19 protein-coding genes, 1 tRNA gene and 1 pseudogene are annotated in these 19,783 nt (G+C 48.6%); 11 read left to right on the forward strand and 10 right to left on the reverse strand.

The features are described 5' to 3' along the window. Positions 1 to 178: 178 nt before the first annotated feature. Complete coding sequence (locus tag EGM51_03625) at positions 179 to 4,480, forward strand: hypothetical protein (protein QBG46530.1); 4,302 nt, start codon at positions 179 to 181, stop codon at positions 4,478 to 4,480. 43 nt (positions 4,481 to 4,523) lie between these two features. Here EGM51_03625 and EGM51_03630 read toward each other — a convergent pair whose 3' ends face one another. Beyond that, entirely contained in the window at positions 4,524 to 5,171 is a 648-nt protein-coding gene (locus EGM51_03630; protein ID QBG46531.1) for a hypothetical protein, read from the reverse strand. Positions 5,172 to 5,198: 27 nt separating this feature from the next. On the opposite strand from EGM51_03630, the gene EGM51_03635 reads away from it, so the two are divergent. From EGM51_03635 to EGM51_03680, 10 genes are all read left to right on the forward strand, one after another. Next, on the forward strand, positions 5,199 to 6,170 hold the full coding sequence (locus tag EGM51_03635; GenBank protein QBG46532.1) for a hypothetical protein: 972 nt from the start codon (positions 5,199 to 5,201) through the stop codon (positions 6,168 to 6,170). A 24-nt stretch (positions 6,171 to 6,194) separates the two neighbouring features. Beyond that, entirely contained in the window at positions 6,195 to 7,427 is a 1,233-nt protein-coding gene (locus tag EGM51_03640) for a hypothetical protein (GenBank protein QBG46533.1), read from the forward strand. Between the two features lie 233 nt (positions 7,428 to 7,660). Beyond that, positions 7,661 to 8,251, forward strand: coding sequence for an electron transport complex subunit RsxA (gene rsxA, locus EGM51_03645; protein ID QBG49235.1), 591 nt, complete (start codon positions 7,661 to 7,663; stop codon positions 8,249 to 8,251). Between the two features lie 10 nt (positions 8,252 to 8,261). Next, positions 8,262 to 9,089, forward strand: a complete 828-nt coding sequence (locus EGM51_03650) for a ferredoxin (GenBank protein QBG46534.1) — start codon at positions 8,262 to 8,264, stop codon at positions 9,087 to 9,089. Further along, positions 9,086 to 10,408, forward strand: a complete 1,323-nt coding sequence (gene rsxC, locus EGM51_03655) for an electron transport complex subunit RsxC (protein QBG46535.1) — start codon at positions 9,086 to 9,088, stop codon at positions 10,406 to 10,408. The genes EGM51_03650 and rsxC overlap by 4 nt, the downstream gene beginning before the upstream one ends. 37 nt (positions 10,409 to 10,445) lie before the next feature. Beyond that, the gene (locus EGM51_03660; protein ID QBG49236.1) at positions 10,446 to 11,414 is read left to right on the forward strand and encodes an RnfABCDGE type electron transport complex subunit D; all 969 of its coding nucleotides are present in this window, start codon (positions 10,446 to 10,448) and stop codon (positions 11,412 to 11,414) included. Between the two features lie 2 nt (positions 11,415 to 11,416). Then, positions 11,417 to 11,803 carry a hypothetical protein gene (locus EGM51_03665; GenBank protein ID QBG46536.1) on the forward strand — a complete coding sequence of 129 codons (387 nt, stop codon included), beginning with the start codon at positions 11,417 to 11,419 and terminating at the stop codon, positions 11,801 to 11,803. After that, positions 11,692 to 12,117, forward strand: a complete 426-nt coding sequence (locus EGM51_03670) for an FMN-binding protein (protein ID QBG46537.1) — start codon at positions 11,692 to 11,694, stop codon at positions 12,115 to 12,117. The genes EGM51_03665 and EGM51_03670 overlap by 112 nt, the downstream gene beginning before the upstream one ends. Next, positions 12,110 to 12,778 carry an electron transport complex subunit E gene (locus EGM51_03675; protein ID QBG46538.1) on the forward strand — a complete coding sequence of 223 codons (669 nt, stop codon included), beginning with the start codon at positions 12,110 to 12,112 and terminating at the stop codon, positions 12,776 to 12,778. The genes EGM51_03670 and EGM51_03675 overlap by 8 nt, the downstream gene beginning before the upstream one ends. Positions 12,779 to 12,949: 171 nt before the next feature. Continuing rightward, positions 12,950 to 13,036 (forward strand) — tRNA-Leu (locus EGM51_03680). A 162-nt stretch (positions 13,037 to 13,198) separates the two neighbouring features. Here the strand turns inward: EGM51_03680 and EGM51_03685 are convergent. The 9 genes and pseudogenes from EGM51_03685 to EGM51_03725 form a co-directional block, all read right to left on the reverse strand. After that, positions 13,199 to 14,182: pseudogene (locus tag EGM51_03685) on the reverse strand (hypothetical protein). Then, positions 14,166 to 14,405 (reverse strand): hypothetical protein, encoded by a 240-nt coding sequence (locus EGM51_03690; GenBank protein ID QBG46539.1) that lies wholly within the window; start codon positions 14,403 to 14,405, stop codon positions 14,166 to 14,168. Before EGM51_03690 ends, EGM51_03685 begins: the two are co-directional and overlap by 17 nt. 228 nt (positions 14,406 to 14,633) lie before the next feature. Then, positions 14,634 to 15,911: a hypothetical protein gene (locus EGM51_03695; GenBank protein ID QBG46540.1), complete on the reverse strand. Its 1,278-nt coding sequence runs from the start codon at positions 15,909 to 15,911 to the stop codon at positions 14,634 to 14,636. 15 nt (positions 15,912 to 15,926) lie between these two features. Continuing rightward, entirely contained in the window at positions 15,927 to 16,325 is a 399-nt protein-coding gene (locus tag EGM51_03700; protein QBG46541.1) for a hypothetical protein, read from the reverse strand. Continuing rightward, positions 16,325 to 17,761 (reverse strand): hypothetical protein, encoded by a 1,437-nt coding sequence (locus EGM51_03705; GenBank protein ID QBG46542.1) that lies wholly within the window; start codon positions 17,759 to 17,761, stop codon positions 16,325 to 16,327. Before EGM51_03705 ends, EGM51_03700 begins: the two co-directional genes overlap by 1 nt. 143 nt (positions 17,762 to 17,904) lie before the next feature. Then, positions 17,905 to 18,195 carry a hypothetical protein gene (locus EGM51_03710; GenBank protein QBG46543.1) on the reverse strand — a complete coding sequence of 97 codons (291 nt, stop codon included), beginning with the start codon at positions 18,193 to 18,195 and terminating at the stop codon, positions 17,905 to 17,907. Between the two features lie 174 nt (positions 18,196 to 18,369). Further along, a complete protein-coding gene (locus EGM51_03715) occupies positions 18,370 to 18,561 on the reverse strand; it encodes a hypothetical protein (protein QBG46544.1) in 192 nt (63 codons plus the stop codon). A gap of 364 nt (positions 18,562 to 18,925) precedes the next feature. Continuing rightward, positions 18,926 to 19,483, reverse strand: coding sequence for a hypothetical protein (locus EGM51_03720; GenBank protein ID QBG46545.1), 558 nt, complete (start codon positions 19,481 to 19,483; stop codon positions 18,926 to 18,928). A gap of 50 nt (positions 19,484 to 19,533) precedes the next feature. Next, positions 19,534 to 19,713: a hypothetical protein gene (locus EGM51_03725; protein QBG46546.1), complete on the reverse strand. Its 180-nt coding sequence runs from the start codon at positions 19,711 to 19,713 to the stop codon at positions 19,534 to 19,536. Positions 19,714 to 19,783: the final 70 nt, after the last annotated feature.

Raw genomic sequence — 19,783 nt, forward strand, 5'->3', positions numbered from 1 at the left:
CTTAAAATACGTAAAAATAATACATTTAATAAATATCTAACTGGATCGACGAGTGATTTTGGGGTATCAAATTTGTTCATTTCATACGCGCAAGTTTCAGTATTGTATGGATTCCCGCTGATTTTGCGAGATTGGGGTAGGGAATTTGGGGAGTGTATCGAATAGATATTGGGGGAAAATGCGAAAAATCATTTGTTATTTTTTTGTGTGTTTATTGGTTCCTGTCTTTGCTGAACGATATGCAGTGATTGTTGGAGTTTCTGATTATTTAAATAATGATCTCATAAATGATCTTAACTATTGCGATGATGATGCTCGCGAATTTCGTGATGCTTTGCTTCAGGATGCGGGATGGTCTTCTTCAAATATTTCCTTGTTGATAGATTCGCAAGCCAGTAAGGCGAATATTCAGAGTGCGATTCAGCATATGGCCTCGGTTGCTGAGCCTGATGATTTGTGTCTGATCATCTTTTCCGGGCACGGAGGGCAGGCATCAGATCTGTCACCGATTGATGAAGTTGATGGAAGTGATGAATATCTTGTTCCCTATGATTTTGATGGAACTGCGGCGACAGTGATTTTGGATGATGAATTCCCATTGTGGATTGAGACGATCAATGCGGGGCAAATCGCAATAATTCTTGATACCTGTCACAGTGGAGGACAGGTAAAACAGGTTGGTCAAAACAGAGTTAAGTCCATATATCAAGGAGCTTGGAACGCAAAAATAGGCGATGGTTTTTCCGCTGATTTTGAAGAGCGTTCCCGGGATATGGACGATCTTAGTGGCATTGTTGTTGTGACCGCTGCAGATGACGATGAATTATCTTGGGATGCTGGTCCATTGCAAAATGGGCTGTTTTCGTACTATGCCGTAAGGGCAATGACCGAGGATGCGGGTAATGCGGATGCAAATGGAAATGGGCAGCTTTCATGTGAGGAATTATTTACATATGCTTCTCCTCTTGTGGTGAGTTATAGCAGTAGTAATCTTTCTGCTATACAGCATCCTCAAATATATGATGGAAATGGGACCCCGGAGCTTGAAATTATATCCGTATCGGGGGCATCCACTGATGATGTATATGAACCCAATGATTCTCTTACCGAGGCTTATATCGGGTTGGGAGAAAGAGTCTGGCTTTCAACTCTTTCCGGTTCCGGCATTCAGGCGGATGAGGATTGGTATGAAATTACTGTGTCTCCATCCGGTTATGAACGGGTTCAGGTGGAGTGTGTATTTACGCATGCAGATGGAGATATTGATCTTGCATTGTATGATTCAGGAGGAACCCAGCTTGCCCGCTCGGAAACTATTACAGACAATGAGTCGATCGATTACACGGTTGCTGCGCCGGGAACCTATTATATTCGAGTTTACTATGGTAATACCGGAAATACTTATGATCTGTGGTGGGATAATGTTCTGGTGCCGACAGGACTGCCGGACTTAGCTCCCGCACAGTTTACCGGGTGGGATGATTATATTGTTGTTTCGACAGAGACCGGAACCAGCAGCAGCGTCTCTACCTTTACAACTGATGACATTCTGTATGTTGATTTCGGCTCCGGTAATTTTGGAGATGGAGATGCCGGAGAGCATCATTATGGGTTGTATGTGGATGGGGTTCTCGAGCATTACTCTGTAGTTTCGTCTTGCTCTCCTGGATATGGAGGGCGGATTCAGGATGCGGAGATTGGTCCTCTTCCCGCCGGAGAACATACGCTGGAAGTAAAGTGCGACTATTTGGATGAAGTGGCAGAGCAGGATGAGACAAACAATGACTATTCCCGAATCATCTCGGTTGTTGAGTCTGGGGCTGAAGAGGATACGCTTCATGTTTCTTTTGATGCATCGGGAGGGACCAATACATCGATCTCATTTACGAATGATGGATCGCTATGGGCATTTGATACTTCTCAGCTAGAAGGTTGGGCCACAGCGGCTTTGACGGGGAGGAACACGATCGGGTTAGGTGGCGGAACTGATCATGTTGGATGGTATGGGGAGTCTTCGTTGCGTATTTCTGTTTCTGAGAATTTCGGGGATGCCCGTTCGTGTTCTATGGAGGTTAATTCTCCCAAGGAGACTTATATCATCGTCATCAGCCAGGAAGCTTCTCCTGCTACAGGAAATTATAGCGGAGGGTCCGGAACTGAAGCTGATCCGTATCAGATTGCTGATAAACAAGACTTGCTGGACTTGGGTATGAATACCGGCGATTACGATAAGTATTTTGTCATGACAGCCGATATTGATCTTTCCGGTGAAAGTTTTGCATCTGCAATTATTGCTCCTGATGAGGATTCGACCACGAACTTGTTTGTAGGAACAAAGTTCAGTGGAAGTTTTGATGGAGCAGGTTATACTGTTTCGAATCTGATGATTGATGCATCAACTGTTGGCGGACACTACCTGGGTCTGTTCGGTTATGTAAGCGGAAGTTCTTCATCGATTGAAAATTTAAGGCTCGAAGGGGTTCGCATAACCGGTGGTGGAGTGACTTCAGATTACTTGGGTGGACTTTGTGGAAGGATTGATTCGGGGGAAGTCAGAGAATGCAGCGTTTCGGGCTCGATCGGCGGGGGATATAATTATGTTGGAGGGCTGGTTGGATTAAGCTATTCGGCAGCTATTAGTTCATGTTGTTCTGAATCTGAGGTCTTGAATTTTGATGACTGTTGGTATGTTGGCGGGTTTATTGGAGTCAGCGCTGAAAGTAGCATACATACCTGCTATGCCTTGGGTGAAGTTCGCGGGGCTTCGCATGTAGGAGGGTTGATTGGTCTGATAGATGGAGGTCTGATTGATACATGTTATTCTGCTTGTAAGGTAATCGGCACATCCGAAACCGGCGGATTAATAGGACATGATTATCAAGGGGATACCTCCGTAGAATGCTGTTTTTGGGATACGCAGATTTCTGGTGTTTTAGTCAGCTCCGGCGGGGTTGGGATAACAACATCTGAAATGCAGACTCAAAGTATGTTTGCTGCCGCGGGCTGGGATTTTTCTGAAGTCTGGTACATGGATGGTTATCCCGGGTTGCAGTGCTTTAGTGGAGTTGCTCCACTTCAGGTTGCCGCACTTGTTATTAATGGTCCGGAAATCGTTACTGAGGAAAGTTCCACTAATTATAATTGTTTGGCGTATTTCGAAGATGAGTCCTTTGCTGATGTTACTTTATTGGCGAATTGGTCGACAGATACGCCGGATATGACCTCCATCAGTAACGGGATCTTGTCGGTCACTGAAGTGGGTTCGGATGAAAGTTGTACCATTACGGCTTCCTATGGTGAAAAAACCGCCACCAAAGTCATAACGGTGAAAGATGTGCCGCTGAATGTGGTGGCATTGGTTGTCAGCGGTCCGGATTCTGTTGTGGAAAAAACGACAACAAACTATATCTGTACGGCTTATTTTGCAGATGAAAGCTCTGCGGATGTAACTGCGGAGGCTTCGTGGTTAATTGATAACACCAATATTGCGACCATCTGCGGCGGGGTATTGAGTGCGCAGAATGTATCAGGTGATCAGACCTGTACTGTTACCGCTGTTTACCAGGGAGAATCGCAGAGCCGATCGGTAACCATAATGGATACTCCGGCCCAGGGGCTGCCATACAATGATAGTTTTGAGACAGGGATGGGGCTGTGGGTTTCATCCGGTTCTGATTTTGACTGGAGTTTGGGTAGCGGTTCAACGCCGTCGCCGATCACCGGCCCATCTGGTGCATCGGATGGCAGTCAGTATTTGTTCATAGAAGCAACAGGCAATACGCAGAAAACCGCTGGAGTCGAAGGTTCATTCAGTTTCAGTGGTATGACCAATGTGATGCTGACCTTTGACTATCATATGTATGGCCAGGATATGGGAATACTGCATGTGGATGTTTACGATGGAGTGTGGCGCAACGCGGTATGGAGCCGTTCCGGCCAGCAGCATGCCGGTGAAATGGAGCCATGGTGTCAGGCGATGGTGGATCTTACAGCCTTTGATGGAAAAGATGAGGTGATAATCCGTTTCCGCGGTGTTGTCGGTACCAGTTATTTAAGCGACATGGCTATTGATAATGTGTCGATAACCGGAAGCATGATTGCAACTTATCAAAGCTGGGTCGATGGATATTCAGTTCCTGTTAATCAGCAGGGGTATTTTGATGCACCTGCGGGGGATGGAATCGAAAATATCTGGAAATACGCCGTTGGTCTTTCTCCTTTATCGGCCAGCTCCAAGGAGGATCTTTATACGTGCAGTATCGTTAGTAACCGGTTCTGTGTCACCTATCTGAAATCCAAAGATGCGCCGCAGGCGGATATTCTGCCTTCGTGGTATTCTGTTCTTGGCGGTGTTTGGGAAACAAACGGATTGACCATTAGCGAGATCGGGGAAAATTCAACGCAGGAAATCTGGCAGGTGAGTGCACCAATCAGTAGCAATGGATTTATTCGCTTAGAGGTTGAGCTGGAGACGCCCTGACCTTAACCATTAATATCATTGAGGTTGAAGGGGTTGAAATGAGCTAATCGGGTTTGATGTCGGTCCAGAGCTCGCAGTCGGGATGGGAGGAGAGGGCGATTCCGGCGGCGATCGATTGGGGATCGTGCAGCAGCGTGTTGATGATGCTGCGTTTGGATTCGCCGGTGACGAGCAGAATAATTTTTTCGATCCGCTGGAAAAAGGCGGGGGTGACGCTGACGCCCTGCATGCCGTCCGGTCGGTCGGTGTGGAGCGTGAGCCGGTCCTGAATCCGGGCCTGTTCGGGCGTGAAGAAGCCGGCGGTGTGTCCATCGGCCCCCATTCCGAGAAAGCCGAGGTCGACGAGGTTCATCGGTTCGAGATTTTCAGCAAATTTTTCGGCGGCGGCAGCCGGGGAAAGGGAGGTGTCCACCTGCAGGAAATTGTCGGTACAGTCCAGGGCCTGCAGCATGGGCTGCAGGTTGTGGGCATTGTTTTTATCGGAGTCGAACGGCTGCATGCGTTCGTCGCTGAGGAAAAGGCGGCGGTTTTTATGCACGGGGCAGGGGTCGGCCGCGAGGCGGTTATAAATGACATAGGGTGTGGAACCGCCACTGAGCATGATATTTCCAGGAGTCGGAAAGGTTCCGCGCAAAACGTTCAGGGTCTCGCGGATCAGGTCTTCGGTTGTGTTAAAAGATTGTATTTTCATAACCGCGGAGCATAGCGGTTCCGGAGTTTGGAAACGATCATTTTACGCAAAGATCATTGCCCCGAATTGCGGATTCCTGCACCTTTTGACCCTATGGTTAAAGCATTGCTCACATTTCTGCTCTGGTTGGTCGGGATCTTGCCGCTGTTTATGGTCCGCGGGCTCGGCGTGTTTATCGGTTTTATTTTCGGAAGCGTGATCCGGCATCATCGGGCTGATGCGTTTCAGGCGTTGGAATTGTCGATTCCGGAGCTATCGGCCGCGGAGCGCAGAAAAACGGTCAATACAATGTACCGTTTGCAGGGGATCCATTTTGTGGAGTTCATCTGGTATTCAATGAAGGGTCTTGATGAGGTGAACCGGGCGGTGGAGATCGAGGGGCGTGAGCACGCGGATGAAGCGTTTAAGCGGGGAAAAGGGGTGATTGCGCTTACGGCGCATATCGGCTGTTTTGAGCTCATGCCGATGGCTACGGCGGCGCAGGGATATAAACTCAGCACGATTGTGAAGAAGATCAAGAATGAGGCGGTGAACGAGGTGATCGAAAAGCTTCGTTCCCATAAAGGCCTGACGTTTCTTGCGAGCAGAAACGCATACCGTGACTGCCTGAAGGCGCTGCGCCGGAATGAGGCTGTCGGTATGATCATCGATCAGAATATGACGCGCCAGCAGGGCATTTTTTCCGATTTTTTCGGCCGGCCGGCCTGCACATCGCCGGGACTGGCCTATATGGCGGCGCAGTCGCAGGCGCCGGTTGTTCCTGTTTTCATTTACCGTAAGCCGGACGGTACATTCAGGCTTAAAATTCAGCCGATGCTGGAGCCGCCGGCGGATCGTTCGGATGAGGCGGTTTTTGCGGCCACGCAGCAGTATAATGATATTATTGAAGCGGCGGTGCGCGAAGCACCGGAGCAGTGGATCTGGATGCACCGCCGCTGGAATACGAAACCGCTGGAGGGGCTGGAAATTAAACGGCGGCAGAAAAAGCGGGTTCGTTAATTTCGACGTCTTGGAGGTGGGAAGATGGGTGTTGAATGCGGACTGGTTTTTATTTGTATTTTTCTGATCGCTCTGTGTGCCATTACCCACTATTCCCGGAAGTCACCGCTACCGGCGGTCTGCTGGGTGGTTCTTTTCGGCGGACTTTACGGGTTTCTGCAGGCGCATCTGATTCTGCAGTTACCTCGTATTGTTTTGAATCCGGATGTGATTCTTTATCTGATTCTTCCGGTGCTGGTTTTTGATTCAACACGGAAGCTGCGCCTGAAAGCGGCTGAGGCGGTTGCGTGGCCGGCGACGGTATTGGCCACGCTGGGGATTCTGGTCAGTATGTTTGTTATGGCTTTTCCGCTACAGGTGTTTACGAAAATTCCACGGATGGATCTGCTGCTCTTCTGCGGTATTATGTCGGCCACGGATCCGGTGGCGGTTTCAGCAATTTTCAGGGTGTTCCCGGTTCCTGAAAAACTTAAAATGCTGGTGGAAGAGGAATCGCTCCTTAATGACGGGACGGCTGTAATTCTTTTTTCGCTGCTCTACGCAAGGGTGATTGAAGGTCATGATCTGATTTTCTCGAACGGGATACTCCGGTTTATTCTGTCCGTTGCGGGGGCGTTGCTGCTGGGTGTGGCGGCGGGAGCGGGCTGTATTTTTCTGATGCGCAGCTGGCAGGCACTGAAGGATCATTTTATTGCACCGCTGTTACCGTTGATTGCGGTCTATCTGGTGTTCTGTGCGGCGCAGGGCGGTTTTGATATTTCCGGTGTCATTGCTGTGATGGCGGCTACGCTGACGATGGGGCGTTTGGTGAGGATGATCCCGCGAGAGGAGCTGCCAAACCATATGGATACCCGGTTTTATCAAGGGCTCTGGGATTTTCTCAGCGACCTGGCCAATGCCGTTCTGTTTTTTATTCTGGGGGCGGAGATCGGCAGTCATACGGCGGCGTTTCAGTGGCATACCGTATGGATTTCGCTGGTGGCATTGCTCCTTTCCCGCAGTGTGGTGGTTTACGGGTTCGGGATGCTGTTTAATCTTTTTCGCTGTCGTCTCCCTTTTGCGTGGATGCATGTGCTGAATCTCGGGGGGCTGAAGGGCGCGCTTTCTGTGGCCCTGATTCTGATGCTTCCGGAGGACTATCAGTACCGGAATCTTTTTCTGCATGCGGCACTGGGGATGTGTGTTTTCACGCTGGTGGTCAACACGCTGGGTGTTCGCGGATATCTGGAAAAAGTGGATTTCGGTGAAGCCGGTTGAATGCATCTGTCCGGGCCGGGGTAAGGTTGCGCCTGTAATTTTCCGGGTGAAGAATCGAACGCAGGATCAGGGGCTGAAACGCTATATTTCAATCGATATTACAGAGGCTATTACAGGGCTTTATTGATATCCATTCTAAATTGACCTGTCCGGGGTTAATGAGGTTGCCGAAGCAGGTCTGCTGCGTATCATAGCTTACTTTTCGCGTTCTTAGAACAGGGGTATATAGCATGATGAATGAATTTCTCGTGATCACCATCGGCGCGATTCTCGTGAACAACTTCGTATTGTCGAAGTTTCTGGGAGTCTGTCCGTTTCTGGGGGTATCAAAGAAACTGGACACGGCATTGGGGATGTCGGGTGCGGTTATTTTTGTAATGACATTGGCGTCGCTGGTGAGTTCGATCATTAACCAGTTACTGCTGGTTCCCATGAAGCTGCAGTATCTGCAGACGCTCGTTTTTATTGTGGTGATTGCTTCGCTGGTGCAGCTGGTGGAAATTATGCTGCAGAAACTCAGTGCAAAACTCTACGAGAGTCTGGGCATTTTTCTTCCGCTCATCACGACTAACTGTGCGGTACTCGGTGCGGTGGTGCTGAATGCCAAATCGGCCCCGGAGTCGGTGCAGTCGACCTGGTACGGCGCCACGATCTACGGGTTCTGTTCGGCACTCGGTTTTGCGCTGGCGCTGATTCTTTTCTCGAGTCTGCGCGAAAAACTGGATCTCGCCAAGGTGCCCGAAGCCTTTGAAGGCACTGCAATTTCACTGGTCACCGCCGGCATTCTGGCGATGGCGTTTCTCGGCTTCTCCGGCCTGGTGTAAGGACGTATCTATGGATATTCTGTTTCCTATTCTGACGGTCGGTATTCTCGGCATTTTTCTTGGTGTGATTATCGGGATTGTGGCTAAGGTTTTTGCGGTGGATATTGATGAACGTATCGAGCAGGTTGAAGAAATGCTGCCCGGTGCCAACTGCGGCGGCTGCGGTTTTGCCGGCTGTGCTGATTTTGCTAAAGGCGTTGTGGCCGGAAAAGCGACCCCGGCCGGTTGTCCGGTCTGCTCGCCGGAAGATGTGGTGGCGATTTCCGAATATCTCGGCATTGCAGCCGAGGAAAAGGAAAAAATGGTGGCGCTGGTGCGTTGTTCCGGAGACATTCCGAACACGGTGCGGTCTCTTTATAACGGGGTGCGCGACTGCCGGTCGGCGGTGCTGGTTGCCGGCGGAGCCAAGGGCTGTGACTACGGCTGCCTCGGTTTCGGTTCCTGTGCGGAAGCCTGCCCGTTCGGGGCCATCGAAATTCGCAATGGCCTGGCCGTTGTGCACAAAGAGCTCTGTGTCGGCTGCGAAAACTGCGTGGCGGCCTGTCCGAAAAACCTCATTACGATGGTGCCGGCTTCGGCCGCCACGCACGTCTATTGTAATTCACCGGAAAAAGGGGCTGTGAAGCGGAAGGTCTGCAAAACCGCCTGTATTGCCTGTCGTAAGTGTGTGAAAGCTTCCGGTGAGGAAGACTATATGGAAATCGATGGCTTCCTGGTTCGCAGCAACTATGAAAATCCGCCGCCGGCATCGCTGGTCGAAGCCGCCGGATGTCCGACCAGTGCGTTGCGTGTGGATACCGAGCATATAAAAGGAGCTTATGGAGGTGCATCGAAATGAGTGAAAAACCGCGTAAGTTTAAGGGCGGGGTTCACCCGAACGATTCCAAAGCGCTTTCCGCCCATAAGGCGATTCAGGAAGCTCCGCTTTACGGAACCTATAAAGTAATCATGCATCAGAATATCGGTGCGCCGCCGGAGCTGCTGGTGAAAAAGGGCGATGCCGTGAAAAAAGGTTCGCTGCTCTGCAAAGCCTCCGGTTTTGTTTCTGTTCCTCTGCATGCACCGACGTCCGGAACAGTGAAAATGATTGATAAGGTGCCGGGACCTACGGGCATCAGCGTTCCGTGTATTGTGATTGAAGCCGACGGCGAAGACGAATGGGGCTGCCCGTTTGAGCCGATTGCCGACTGGCAGAAAACCGATCCGGCCGAGTTGAAACAGCGGGTCTGGGATGCCGGTATTGTCGGTATGGGCGGAGCGGGCTTCCCGGCGCACGTCAAACTGTCGCCGCCGGAAGATAAACCGGTTGATAAACTGATTCTTAACGGGGCCGAGTGTGAACCCTATTTGACGGCCGATCACCGGCTCATGCTTGAGCAGGCTGAAGAGGTGGTGCTCGGTGCGGCGATTCTGGCGCGTATCCTCGGTCTGGAAACAGCGGTTATCGGGGTGGAGGATAACAAGCCTGATGCCATCCAGGCTCTGGAGAAAGTGGCCGGAAAATACAATATCGAAGTGGTGTCGCTGCCGGTGAATTATCCGCAAGGTGCGGAAAAACAGCTGATTTATGCCATTACCGGCCGTGAGGTTCCGGTGGGTAAACTGCCGAGCGATGTCGGTTGTGTGGTACAGAATGTGGCATCGGCGGTGGCGGTGGCGGAAGCCGTGGTGAAGGGGATTCCCTCTATTGAACGCATCACCACCGTAACCGGAAAACCGCTGAATGATCCCGGAAACTGGAAGTTGCGTATTGGAACACCGATTGATGAAGTGCTCAAACTGACGGGCGGCATTAAGGAACAGCCGGCCAAACTGCTGCTTGGTGGACCGATGATGGGTATTGCACAGAGTTCGCTTGATGTAACGGTGATGAAAAACACCTCCGGCGTACTGCTGATTGCAAAGGATGAGGTTTCGCTCTATACCTCTGAACCCTGTATCCGCTGCGGCCGCTGCGTCGACTGCTGTCCGATGCAGATCCTGCCGGCGACCATCAGCCAGGCGGTAGAGAACAACCGGTTTGACTGGGCGGAAAGGCTCAATGTCATGGCCTGTATTGAATGCGGATCGTGCTCCTATTCCTGCCCGTCGCACCGTCCGCTTAACCAGCAGTTTAAACGTGCCAAGGTCGAGATTCGCGCCGGCCTGAGGAAATAAGGGAAAATTTATGTCAGAAGAAACACCAGACATCCGGATGCCCGATCCATCGAAACTGATGGTCAGTAATTCACCGCATATGCGTGATAAGCCGACGATTGATAAAATCATGCTGACCGTGGTGGTCGCTATGATGCCGGCCTGTATTGCCGCTGTGCTGTTTTTCGGGCTGGCCGCCATCAAGGTGCTCATCATCAGCACCGTATCCTGCATTCTCGTGGAAGAGGGCTGGAATAAACTGACGAAACGTCCGTCGACCTGGCGCGACGGATCGGCTGTTCTCTCCGGTATTCTGCTGGGGATGAATCTCAATGCCGGAGCACCGTGGTGGATTTGTGTGCTTGGCGGTCTGCTGGCGATGCTTCTCGGCAAGCAGCTGTACGGCGGACTGGGCTATAATCCGTTCAATCCTGTATTGGTCGCCCGTGTCGGTCTGCTGATCGGTTTTCCCGGCATTATGACCACCTGGGATAAACCGGATCTGGGGCGTATGATGATTGACGGTGTTACTGCGGCGACCCCGCTGGGGCTGGCACCGGGAGAAACGGTTCTGCGGGATTTGATTTTTGGAAATGTCGGCGGCTGTCTGGGTGAAACCTCGGCTCTGGCATTGCTGATCGGAGGAGGAATTCTGATCTGGAAGAAGCTGATCAAGTGGGAAGTGCCGCTGGCTTTTATCGGCACTGTTTTTATCCTTACCGGCATCATGCATCTGGTGAATCCGGAACAGTATCATTCGCCCGTTGCGCATGTGCTGAGCGGCGGTCTGATGCTGGGTGCATTTTTTATGGCCACGGATATGGTGACTTCTCCGATGACGCATAAAGGCGCATGGATTTTTGGATTCGGCTGCGGCCTGATCACCAGTCTGATCCGTCTCTGGGGAAGCTATCCGGAGGGCGTCAGTTTCGCGATTCTCTTTATGAATGCGCTCGTGCCGCTGATTGACCGCGGAACGATCCGCAAACCGTTCGGTTATGTGGCACCGGCGAAAGGGGAGGCGTAATCATGAGTGAGCAGAAAATCAATATTCCAATGCTTGGAACTTTTCTCGGTATTGTGGCGGCGCTTGCGGCCGGACTGCTCTCCGGCGTGCAGGCGATGACGGCCCCGCAGATTGAGGCGAATAAAAAAGCGGCGATCAGCCAGGCGATGGATCAGGTATTGCCGACATACGATAATGATCCCGCTTCCGAAACCAACACGTTTATCTGCGGGCGTGGCTGGGAGGTCACTTTTTATACCGCCCGTAAAGGGGGGAGATTGTTGGGTATGCAGGGAAAGTGGATAACACCGATGACGGTTTTTCCGGAACGGTTTCGCTCATGGTGGGAATTCGTCCGGACGGATCCATTGCTGAAATCGATGGAGGGGATGCCGTTAACAGTGCTGTGATTGTGACCGCGCAGACGGAAACCCCCGGACTGGGAACCGCCGTTACAGATCGTAAGGTACAGAAAACCATTGTGGATCTGATTCGGGGGACTGAAGAAATCAGGGGACTGGTTCCCAACCGCTATCTGGACTGGTATGCCGGGAAAAAGGCCGGTGACGAAGTCTGGGGCATTGTAAAGGATGGAGAAGCGGTTAACGGAAAAACGGGGGCCACCATTACCAGTCGTGCGGTCTGCGAAGCGGTATATGCGGTAAGTCGAACCGCGATTGATCATCTGGAAGAGCTTTCAACGGAGGCGGGTAAAAATGATTAAGGAATTTACAAAAGGGCTCTGGAAAGAGAATCCGGTACTGGTACTGCTTCTGGGGATGTGTCCGACGCTGGGGGTAACCTCGAGTGCGACCAACGGGCTGGGCATGGGAGTGGCGACGATGTTTGTGCTGCTGGGCAGCAATGCTGTGGTTTCGCTTATCCGGAATATTGTGCCGAAGAAAATCCGTATTCCGGTTTACATTGTCATCATTGCCACGTTTGTGACGATGATCGATCTTTCGATGCAGGCGTATGCGCCGAAAGAACTCTATGACGCGCTGGGTCTGTTTATTCCGCTGATTGTGGTCAACTGCGTGGTGCTGGGCCGTGCCGAGGCGTTTGCCTCCAAAAACGGCGTGGCTAAATCTGTTATGGACGGCCTCGGTATGGGGCTCGGTTTTACAATGGCGCTTGTGGCGCTCGGCGGCGTCCGCGAATTTCTTGCCGGAGGATCGCTGTTTCAGATTAAGCTGATTCCCGGATGGACGACCGACTTCATGCTTTGGACCTCCGCACCGGGAGCTTTCATCATTCTCGGCCTTTTTCTGGCCGGAATGAATGCTCTGAACATTAAAAAGGCAAAAAAAGAAGGTCGGGGCTATAAGCCCGCTTCGATGGACTGTTCTACCTGCAATATCTGTGACATGGAGGAGGGGAAGTAGTTGGTATTCTGCAGGTTGAGGATTGAATAAAACGCCTGACAACAGGGGCGTTGATGGCCGGATTTCAAACTCCAGACCGGACTTCTGAGCTCATGATGAAGAGAGATTAAAAAAAGTCATTTTAGGGCGTTGACTCGCATGAAAATGATGCGTATAAATTCGCCCTTCATCGCACCCGTGGTGAAATTGGTAGACACGCAAGATTCAGGTTCTTGTGCCAGCAATGGCGTGATGGTTCGACTCCATTCGGGTGCACCACTCTTTAAGGGTGTTGATAGCTTCTAAAACGTTGCTATCAGCACCCTTAATTTTTTCCTGTACTGCATGCATAGTATTATTCTCCGTTTTCAGTTCCTGTTTTGTTCCCTGTTTCAGAGATGGAATTGCATCAATTGCAGCGGAGACATTTAAAAGCCCCCGGTCTACATAAATATCGTTTGTAAGTTCCGGCGATGAATGCCGCATTGCTTCCTGGGCTAAACGGTGCGGCACATTGGCCTGATGCATGAGCATGCAAAAGGTTTTCCGCAATGAATGGAAACTCGCTTTTTCGTTCCGCTCGTTATTCGTGACAATTCCGGCGGCTTCAAAATCCCGCTTTACTGTTCGGTTATCCGGCATCTTTGGAAATACACATTCGGACAACTTCGATTCCCGTTTTTTTGTCCGCAGCATTTCCAGCAAATCAGAATGAATTTTAATTGCGGATTCCTTGCCGTTTTTCGTTTTCGCTCCGGATAAAAGGATATGCGGATATTCACTATTCAGATTTACATCGGCCCAGGTGACAGCCGCGCATTCTGCATAACGAAGACCAGTAAGAAGCGCGAAGTGATAAAGCTCCGAACGTTTACCTTTCAAAAGTGAATTAATTTCCCGATCGTTTAGAGCGCGATACTTGAAAGAAACTTTGCCCCTGATCCGAAACGGCGGAATCATGGCTATAGGGTCGTCTATTGCGTAACCGTGAAGCACAAGCCATTTTGTGAAGCTTTTGAGGGTACTTAGATAATGGTTCAGCGTTTTCGGAACGTACTTTGTTTTCGACATCCGCCAACGCAAAAAATCTTCAGCGTTAATATCCCGGATCAAATACCAGGACAAATCCGAAAAAAGAACATGCAGACGGCTTTCTGTTGCGTTGATATAGCGCATTCCGGCTTCCATGGTTCGAAGATAGTTTTTAGCCAGATCACGCAAAGGCATGGATGCAGCGTTAATCAGTTTTTGCGGACTGATAATCCCGGCGGCTTCTCGCTCCATACGCTGGAATAATTCGTCAATGCGTTTTTGAGCTATGAGCTTATCTTTCGTTCGCATTGATTTGTATGTAATCCGGTCACTGGGATTAATGCGGATTCGCGCATGCCATACGCCAGTTTCTTTTTTAACGAGTGTTTTCATTTCGGTTTTTCTGCAAAAACTTAGTTATAAGCGAATAACTGATTTCGATATTATGATTAATTTTAAGCCACTCCGAAATTTTGCGAGAACTCATATAATCAGAAGCTTCAAGGATGCTTTCGCGCATATTCTCCAAAATCTGACGCTTACTGCATCCTTCAGATTTAGCATGCGAAACAAGATCGTTACCTATTTTTTCATAATCTAATTTAGGTGTTTTCATAGTCCTGTCTTTGATATGGCCAATATATTTTTAATAGTTACTTTAACTCTTCACGCCTGCTTCAGAGGTTCGGGAACCGGTAAAGGTAGTATTTAATTTTTTTTTTAAAATCGGACGGGTAAACCCTGCTAACGCCAGATTTTAAAAAAAAATAAAATCTCCACCTTGACCGAACCCCGAACCGCTGATTAATGGCTTTTATCTTCCTTTTCCAAAGGAATGACTTATTCAACTTCCTTTCGGTGCCGGTGATTCTTCCTCTGATTTCGTTAAAGAATCTTCAACGTTAAAAAGGTTGCTGTAATCGGGATAGATGAACGTTGTATTACCAAGCTCATCCATAATGTGAACCTGATCACGTTTGACGGATAGAACAGTGCCGGCGGTCGTCTGCTGGCCGGTCTGATAGGGGATCCCGTCGACAAATAGCCTCTTAATTTGGCCGTTGGACTCGTGATAACGGAATTTTCCGTAAAGGACATTTACACGAGGTCTTTCAGGCTCTGCGGAAACTGTTGCTTCTGACGGTACAGATTCACTTGATTCGGACTGTACCGCTTCGATTTTCGGAGACCTGAAAACACCGATTATTCCGAGAAGAAGACAAGCGTACAATGCGGCTTTCTCAAATTTATTCATTGCTTTTTTTCCTTTTACGATTTTTCCGGAATCCCCGAAATCCGTTTTCATGTCATCCGCCATCTTTATGCCGTGATTGTGCATGCTGACTGATTGATAACACTGAAAAATAAGAGTATCTCTATAGACCCATGTGTTCTTATTGATCGTTTCGGCCTTCATTTTTCCGAAATGGGATTTATGGAATTTTTCACAAATAATGTAATCACGCCAAGGCGGAGGAAGTGGACGATTGAAGATAGGAACTGGCCAATTATACATGTCGCGGAACTTCCAAACAAAATGTGTCAAAACACGTATTTTGGGATCGAGTGACCCGAAGTCCTGAGCGATGAAAATTAAATTAATTCCGAGCTTCCGAATATGACGGAGGAAGCTTCTAAATTCGGCATTAGCATTACGCGAACTGGCCCCGGCTTCGAAATGATCTAATGCTTCATCAAGAATAACAAGTACGGGCCTTGTCTGGGAACCTTGCGGAAGTCTGGACGGAAGATCAGCGTTTACATGATCATCGGGCAAATAATTGTATTGGCCATTCTGAAGGAGCCATTTGTGCTGTAATTCGAGATACTTCCGAAAACCTCTGGAATTGTATTCAAACTCAGGTTGTCCGGTCTTTTCATTACGGCGCATGACCGGAAGAACAATACCGCCCTTATGCATTTCCATTCGGCAGCCGTCATAACATTCGGGCAACCAGAATGATTTCAATTTATGCGCGTATGCTTCATTGAACCAGGGATCAAGTTTGAAATCAATATTCGTAAAGACAATGCCGCCCCCGGCGATATGTTCGGCAGCTCGTTTAACAGAAAAGAATGATTTTCCGCCGCCCATCAAACCACTGAAACACTCAACAAACATCGATACCTCAAATAATCAAAACAATAATTTCCGGGCGGTAAGTATTGCGCGGACAGTCGCACAAATTCCGTAAAGGACAATCCAGGCATTGCACCAGAGAAAGAGCTCCTGTATCGGAAGAAACGTGTTGCAGAAGGCTACCACATCAAGAGCACTGGAAATTGTTCCGTCTGCACTATCGCGTAAAGCCTGCAAATCAATCGTATCAAGCTTCGTCATTATCCGATCAGCAAGCGTTACGATAAAATCCCATGCCGATTTCATCGAAGCAATGACCAGGGGAATAAGCGTCCAGACATTATTCAGCATGTATTCCCAGATCTTCTTACGCGCATCATTGGCCCATTTCAGCGCATTGAATATCTGCTGGAACCAGCCTTTAACATCGATGATCCATTGCGGAATTAGGCTCATTATACAAAGGTCTCCTTGATAATGTGCGCACAGACAAATAGACCGAATACATGCAAAGCAAACTCTTCGATTTGCCTTACTATGGGAATTCCGTCAAATTGGTCTAAGTCAATCTGCAACTGATTCGGCCAGATTTTAATACCGCCCGGACCACCTTCCGGCATTAAGAATGTCATTGTTGTTTGCTGGCCTATGCTATCCGGCAGGTTCAAAGTGAAAAATGATCCGAACCAATCATCTACGAATTCAAGCAGCGCATTGCTTTTTTCAATTCGGGAATCCACATCGACAAAAGCGTTTGTGTTTTCCCCCTCTGAAAAAACATATTCTGCATATCCTGTTTCGCTTAAAGAACCTTGAGATTCGTAAACCTGATTACCTACAATACTCTGCAAATTGGAGTTGATTTCAGATAATATCTGTTCGTTTGATTCATTCGTAACCGTGACCGTAAAAAGATTAGTTCCGCCTGTGCCGCCGACAGAATCAAGTGAAAGAACTGCCGTTTCTATGTCTGAAAGCAATTCCGTGTGCTCTTCGCTACTGTCCTGCTGATGCTCTAAAAGATCATCGAGCGTTACCCCAATATCATTAAGATAAGTAACGGCCTGATCAGCCGTTATGCCCTGTTCCTGGAGTTCATCTAATATGTCATCTGATATCTGTTCTATGCTCGTGATCGGTTGATGCAGGTCGGATAAGTTCTTATCCAGGCGAACGGATAAACCTTCCCGGATACCCGAAACCTCATTTTCGAGTTCGCCCAGATTCGTTACATAAACATTACCCTGAACTGTATCGGTAATATTGCTTGACGGATATTCATTGATCGGCGGTAAAGGTTCATCGGGATTGGTTATCGTATCCGGATCGCTTTCGTCCGTTCCACTGGTAAAGGGGTCGTCTTCCGGGTAGGAATTGGGGTCTGTTGGGTCTGAACCATAAAGCACCTCTACGCCGTCTTCATAGCCGTCACCGTCACCATCTCGATTTTGCGGATAAGGATCTTCATCATCCGGAAGACCGTCCCCGTCATCATCTGTATCTTCATCGTCAGGAATGCCGTCGCCGTCTGTATCATCAACTATATCACTTCCATCTGAATTTACTAAACCATCTTCGTACTTAACACCTATTTCAATTGTAGGACCAGTTGAATACGTATCATAATCAGAGGGCAAAGATATCTTAATCTGAGGTACCCAACCATTCCAACCGCCAAGCTGTGCGTATACTGTACGCTTACCGTCTATAAAACTTCCGGTTATTGCAGATGACCCGGTAAATACATCATATCCTAAATAATCACCTGAAGGACTATACTTATGTACCTTCAATTGTTGATTATACTCCAACACCGAAGAAAATATAAGATGATATGTGTCTGCATATACAATCAAATTTATAAAAAAAATAAGTGTTATTAATTTCTTCATATCGGAAACCGCAGCGAAACAAAACGAAAGATGCCCAGGCCAATAAGGATGCACAGGCATCGACAAATCCAGACCCCCACAACCGTGAGGGTCTGGAGCTGGGTAAGAATATCTTGAAGTAATTCGACCTCAGTCATTGGTTATTAGTTGGCGCGAATTGCGCTCTTGATCTTGCGATAAACCCAGCTTGCAGCAACGATCGTAAGACCGGCACCGAGAACGCCCAGGAAGGACGTTACGCCGTACGCGATCCATGTTCCGGCGTCGGTGACAACACCATCGATCGACGTAGTATCGACTTCAGCCCGCGCACTGCCTGCTACGAACAAACAGGCCATAAAAGCCGTCATTGCAGCATTCAGCTTGTTGCGGAAAAATTTCTTTTTCCCCAGTTCGAGCGACTTAAAAGCCGCAGCTTTAATCATTTTTTTCATATGTATTCTCCTTATGGTTTGTTGTTCGGCTGTGCCGAATTACTTCAAATATTTAAGATTGTTTAATTGCTTTGATTATGGTCATGCCTACGGCCATTGGAATGAAGAAACCGGCCCCGAAAGATATGCCGAGCGTGATAAAACCGAAAAATTCAGTCATGGTGAATCCATCTGTCATGCCTGCCCCGCCAGTTCAAACGCTTCATCGTGTGAGAAATCATGAACATACAAAAGGTGATTATAAAGCGCTGACCTTGCCTCACTGGCTGAACCGTCTTTGTACGTGTCAAAAAGGAAATTATGACCGCATTCCGGACATACAAGCTCACCACAGTGATTATAAGTAATGAAATCGTAATCACTCATTAGCCACGTCTCCAGGCATCCCGAAGTTTAAGAAAAAGATTGCCACCCACGACGAGCAGCGCGAACAGCCACAACGGCCAGAAGGTGACAATCTGGAAGAACAGCTGTTTAAGGCCTGATAATGCTGATTCCAAAAATGCCATTTAGAGTTCTTCCCAGTGTTCTAAATCTTTAATTTGATCCATAACGCTAGGACCATCGTCCACCCATACACGTGCATTACCAAAGGCTGTAAATGCTTCTTCGTGACTATAGCCGTCTTGGTACCTCAAATCGCGGTACATTGCCCGTGCACTATCCTGTGTTGCTGGCCAAAGCTCGCACGTCTCTGGATGTTCTAACGCCCAATGGCCCCTTTCCATGATCAACCTTTCAACGGTTTAATTTCACCGAGAGCAAATTTAATTTTTTCATGACCGCTCTTCTTGATCTCGTATTCCAGAGAGCCGGACAGCGAGACCATCTTTCCTTTGTGCGGAACAATTTTTGAAAGGTCGTCCGGAGTGATTTTCAGTGATGCCATACCGCCGAAGTAAGCCATTTTCGCCCAGGCGATAAGCTCGCCGGCTTCTTCATTCTGCATACTTCCGCAGTCTGCAATCTGAGACTCTCCGATATGCCATTGAATCCCCATAAACGAATCTTCTTTTTTTAATGGCGACTTAATTTCACCGAGAGCGAATTTGATTTTTTCATGTCCGGATTTTTTAATTTCGTATTCGAGCGTACCGGATACAGAAACCATCTTTCCTTTATGAGGAGCGATTTTTGCCAGATCATCGGGCGTGATCTTGAGCGATGCCATGCCGCCGAAATAGGCCATTTTCGCCCAGGCGATAGGCTCGCCGGTTTCTTCATTCTGCATACTGCCGCAGTCTGCAATCTGAGCCTCGGCGATAGACCATTGCATTCCTTTATCCATTTTTATTTCTCCTTTGTTTTAAGCAACCAAAAAAGGCCAAGGCGTTAAGCCTAGGCCGCGATATGTTTAAAGTGTGAAAGCTCAAAAAGACGGATATCAATATCGAGTGATATGTCCGCGCATTTGCGCATACATGCCGCCCCTTCATGATGACCCTTTTCATCCAAATATTCGGCATGTGCCAACGAATCAAAAAAACGTTTACGAGCTTCTATCAGTTCTTTCGGCATCAGCTTCTCCGGGTTGCAAAGTGTTGCAATCTGTAACTGATGGAAATTTGTATACATACAGATGCAGAAT

The sequence above is a fragment of the Verrucomicrobia bacterium S94 genome, assembly GCA_004299845.1.
Taxonomy (GTDB): domain Bacteria; phylum Verrucomicrobiota; class Kiritimatiellia; order Kiritimatiellales; family Pontiellaceae; genus Pontiella.

Bases quoted from the DNA above. Each gene is read 5' to 3' on its own strand.
- EGM51_03625 (QBG46530.1), top strand. From the start codon at position 179: ATGCGAAAAATCATTTGTTATTTTTTTGTGTGTTTATTGGTTCCTGTC.
- EGM51_03630 (QBG46531.1), bottom strand. From the start codon at position 5,171: ATGAAAATACAATCTTTTAACACAACCGAAGACCTGATCCGCGAGACC.
- EGM51_03640 (QBG46533.1), top strand. From the start codon at position 6,195: ATGGGTGTTGAATGCGGACTGGTTTTTATTTGTATTTTTCTGATCGCT.
- rsxA (QBG49235.1), top strand. From the start codon at position 7,661: ATGAATGAATTTCTCGTGATCACCATCGGCGCGATTCTCGTGAACAAC.
- EGM51_03650 (QBG46534.1), top strand. From the start codon at position 8,262: ATGGATATTCTGTTTCCTATTCTGACGGTCGGTATTCTCGGCATTTTT.
- rsxC (QBG46535.1), top strand. From the start codon at position 9,086: ATGAGTGAAAAACCGCGTAAGTTTAAGGGCGGGGTTCACCCGAACGAT.
- EGM51_03660 (QBG49236.1), top strand. From the start codon at position 10,446: ATGCCCGATCCATCGAAACTGATGGTCAGTAATTCACCGCATATGCGT.
- EGM51_03665 (QBG46536.1), top strand. From the start codon at position 11,417: ATGAGTGAGCAGAAAATCAATATTCCAATGCTTGGAACTTTTCTCGGT.
- EGM51_03675 (QBG46538.1), top strand. From the start codon at position 12,110: ATGATTAAGGAATTTACAAAAGGGCTCTGGAAAGAGAATCCGGTACTG.
- EGM51_03690 (QBG46539.1), bottom strand. From the start codon at position 14,405: ATGAAAACACCTAAATTAGATTATGAAAAAATAGGTAACGATCTTGTT.
- EGM51_03695 (QBG46540.1), bottom strand. From the start codon at position 15,911: ATGTTTGTTGAGTGTTTCAGTGGTTTGATGGGCGGCGGAAAATCATTC.
- EGM51_03700 (QBG46541.1), bottom strand. From the start codon at position 16,325: ATGAGCCTAATTCCGCAATGGATCATCGATGTTAAAGGCTGGTTCCAG.
- EGM51_03705 (QBG46542.1), bottom strand. From the start codon at position 17,761: ATGAAGAAATTAATAACACTTATTTTTTTTATAAATTTGATTGTATAT.
- EGM51_03710 (QBG46543.1), bottom strand. From the start codon at position 18,195: ATGAAAAAAATGATTAAAGCTGCGGCTTTTAAGTCGCTCGAACTGGGG.
- EGM51_03715 (QBG46544.1), bottom strand. From the start codon at position 18,561: ATGAGTGATTACGATTTCATTACTTATAATCACTGTGGTGAGCTTGTA.
- EGM51_03720 (QBG46545.1), bottom strand. From the start codon at position 19,483: ATGGATAAAGGAATGCAATGGTCTATCGCCGAGGCTCAGATTGCAGAC.
- EGM51_03725 (QBG46546.1), bottom strand. From the start codon at position 19,713: ATGCCGAAAGAACTGATAGAAGCTCGTAAACGTTTTTTTGATTCGTTG.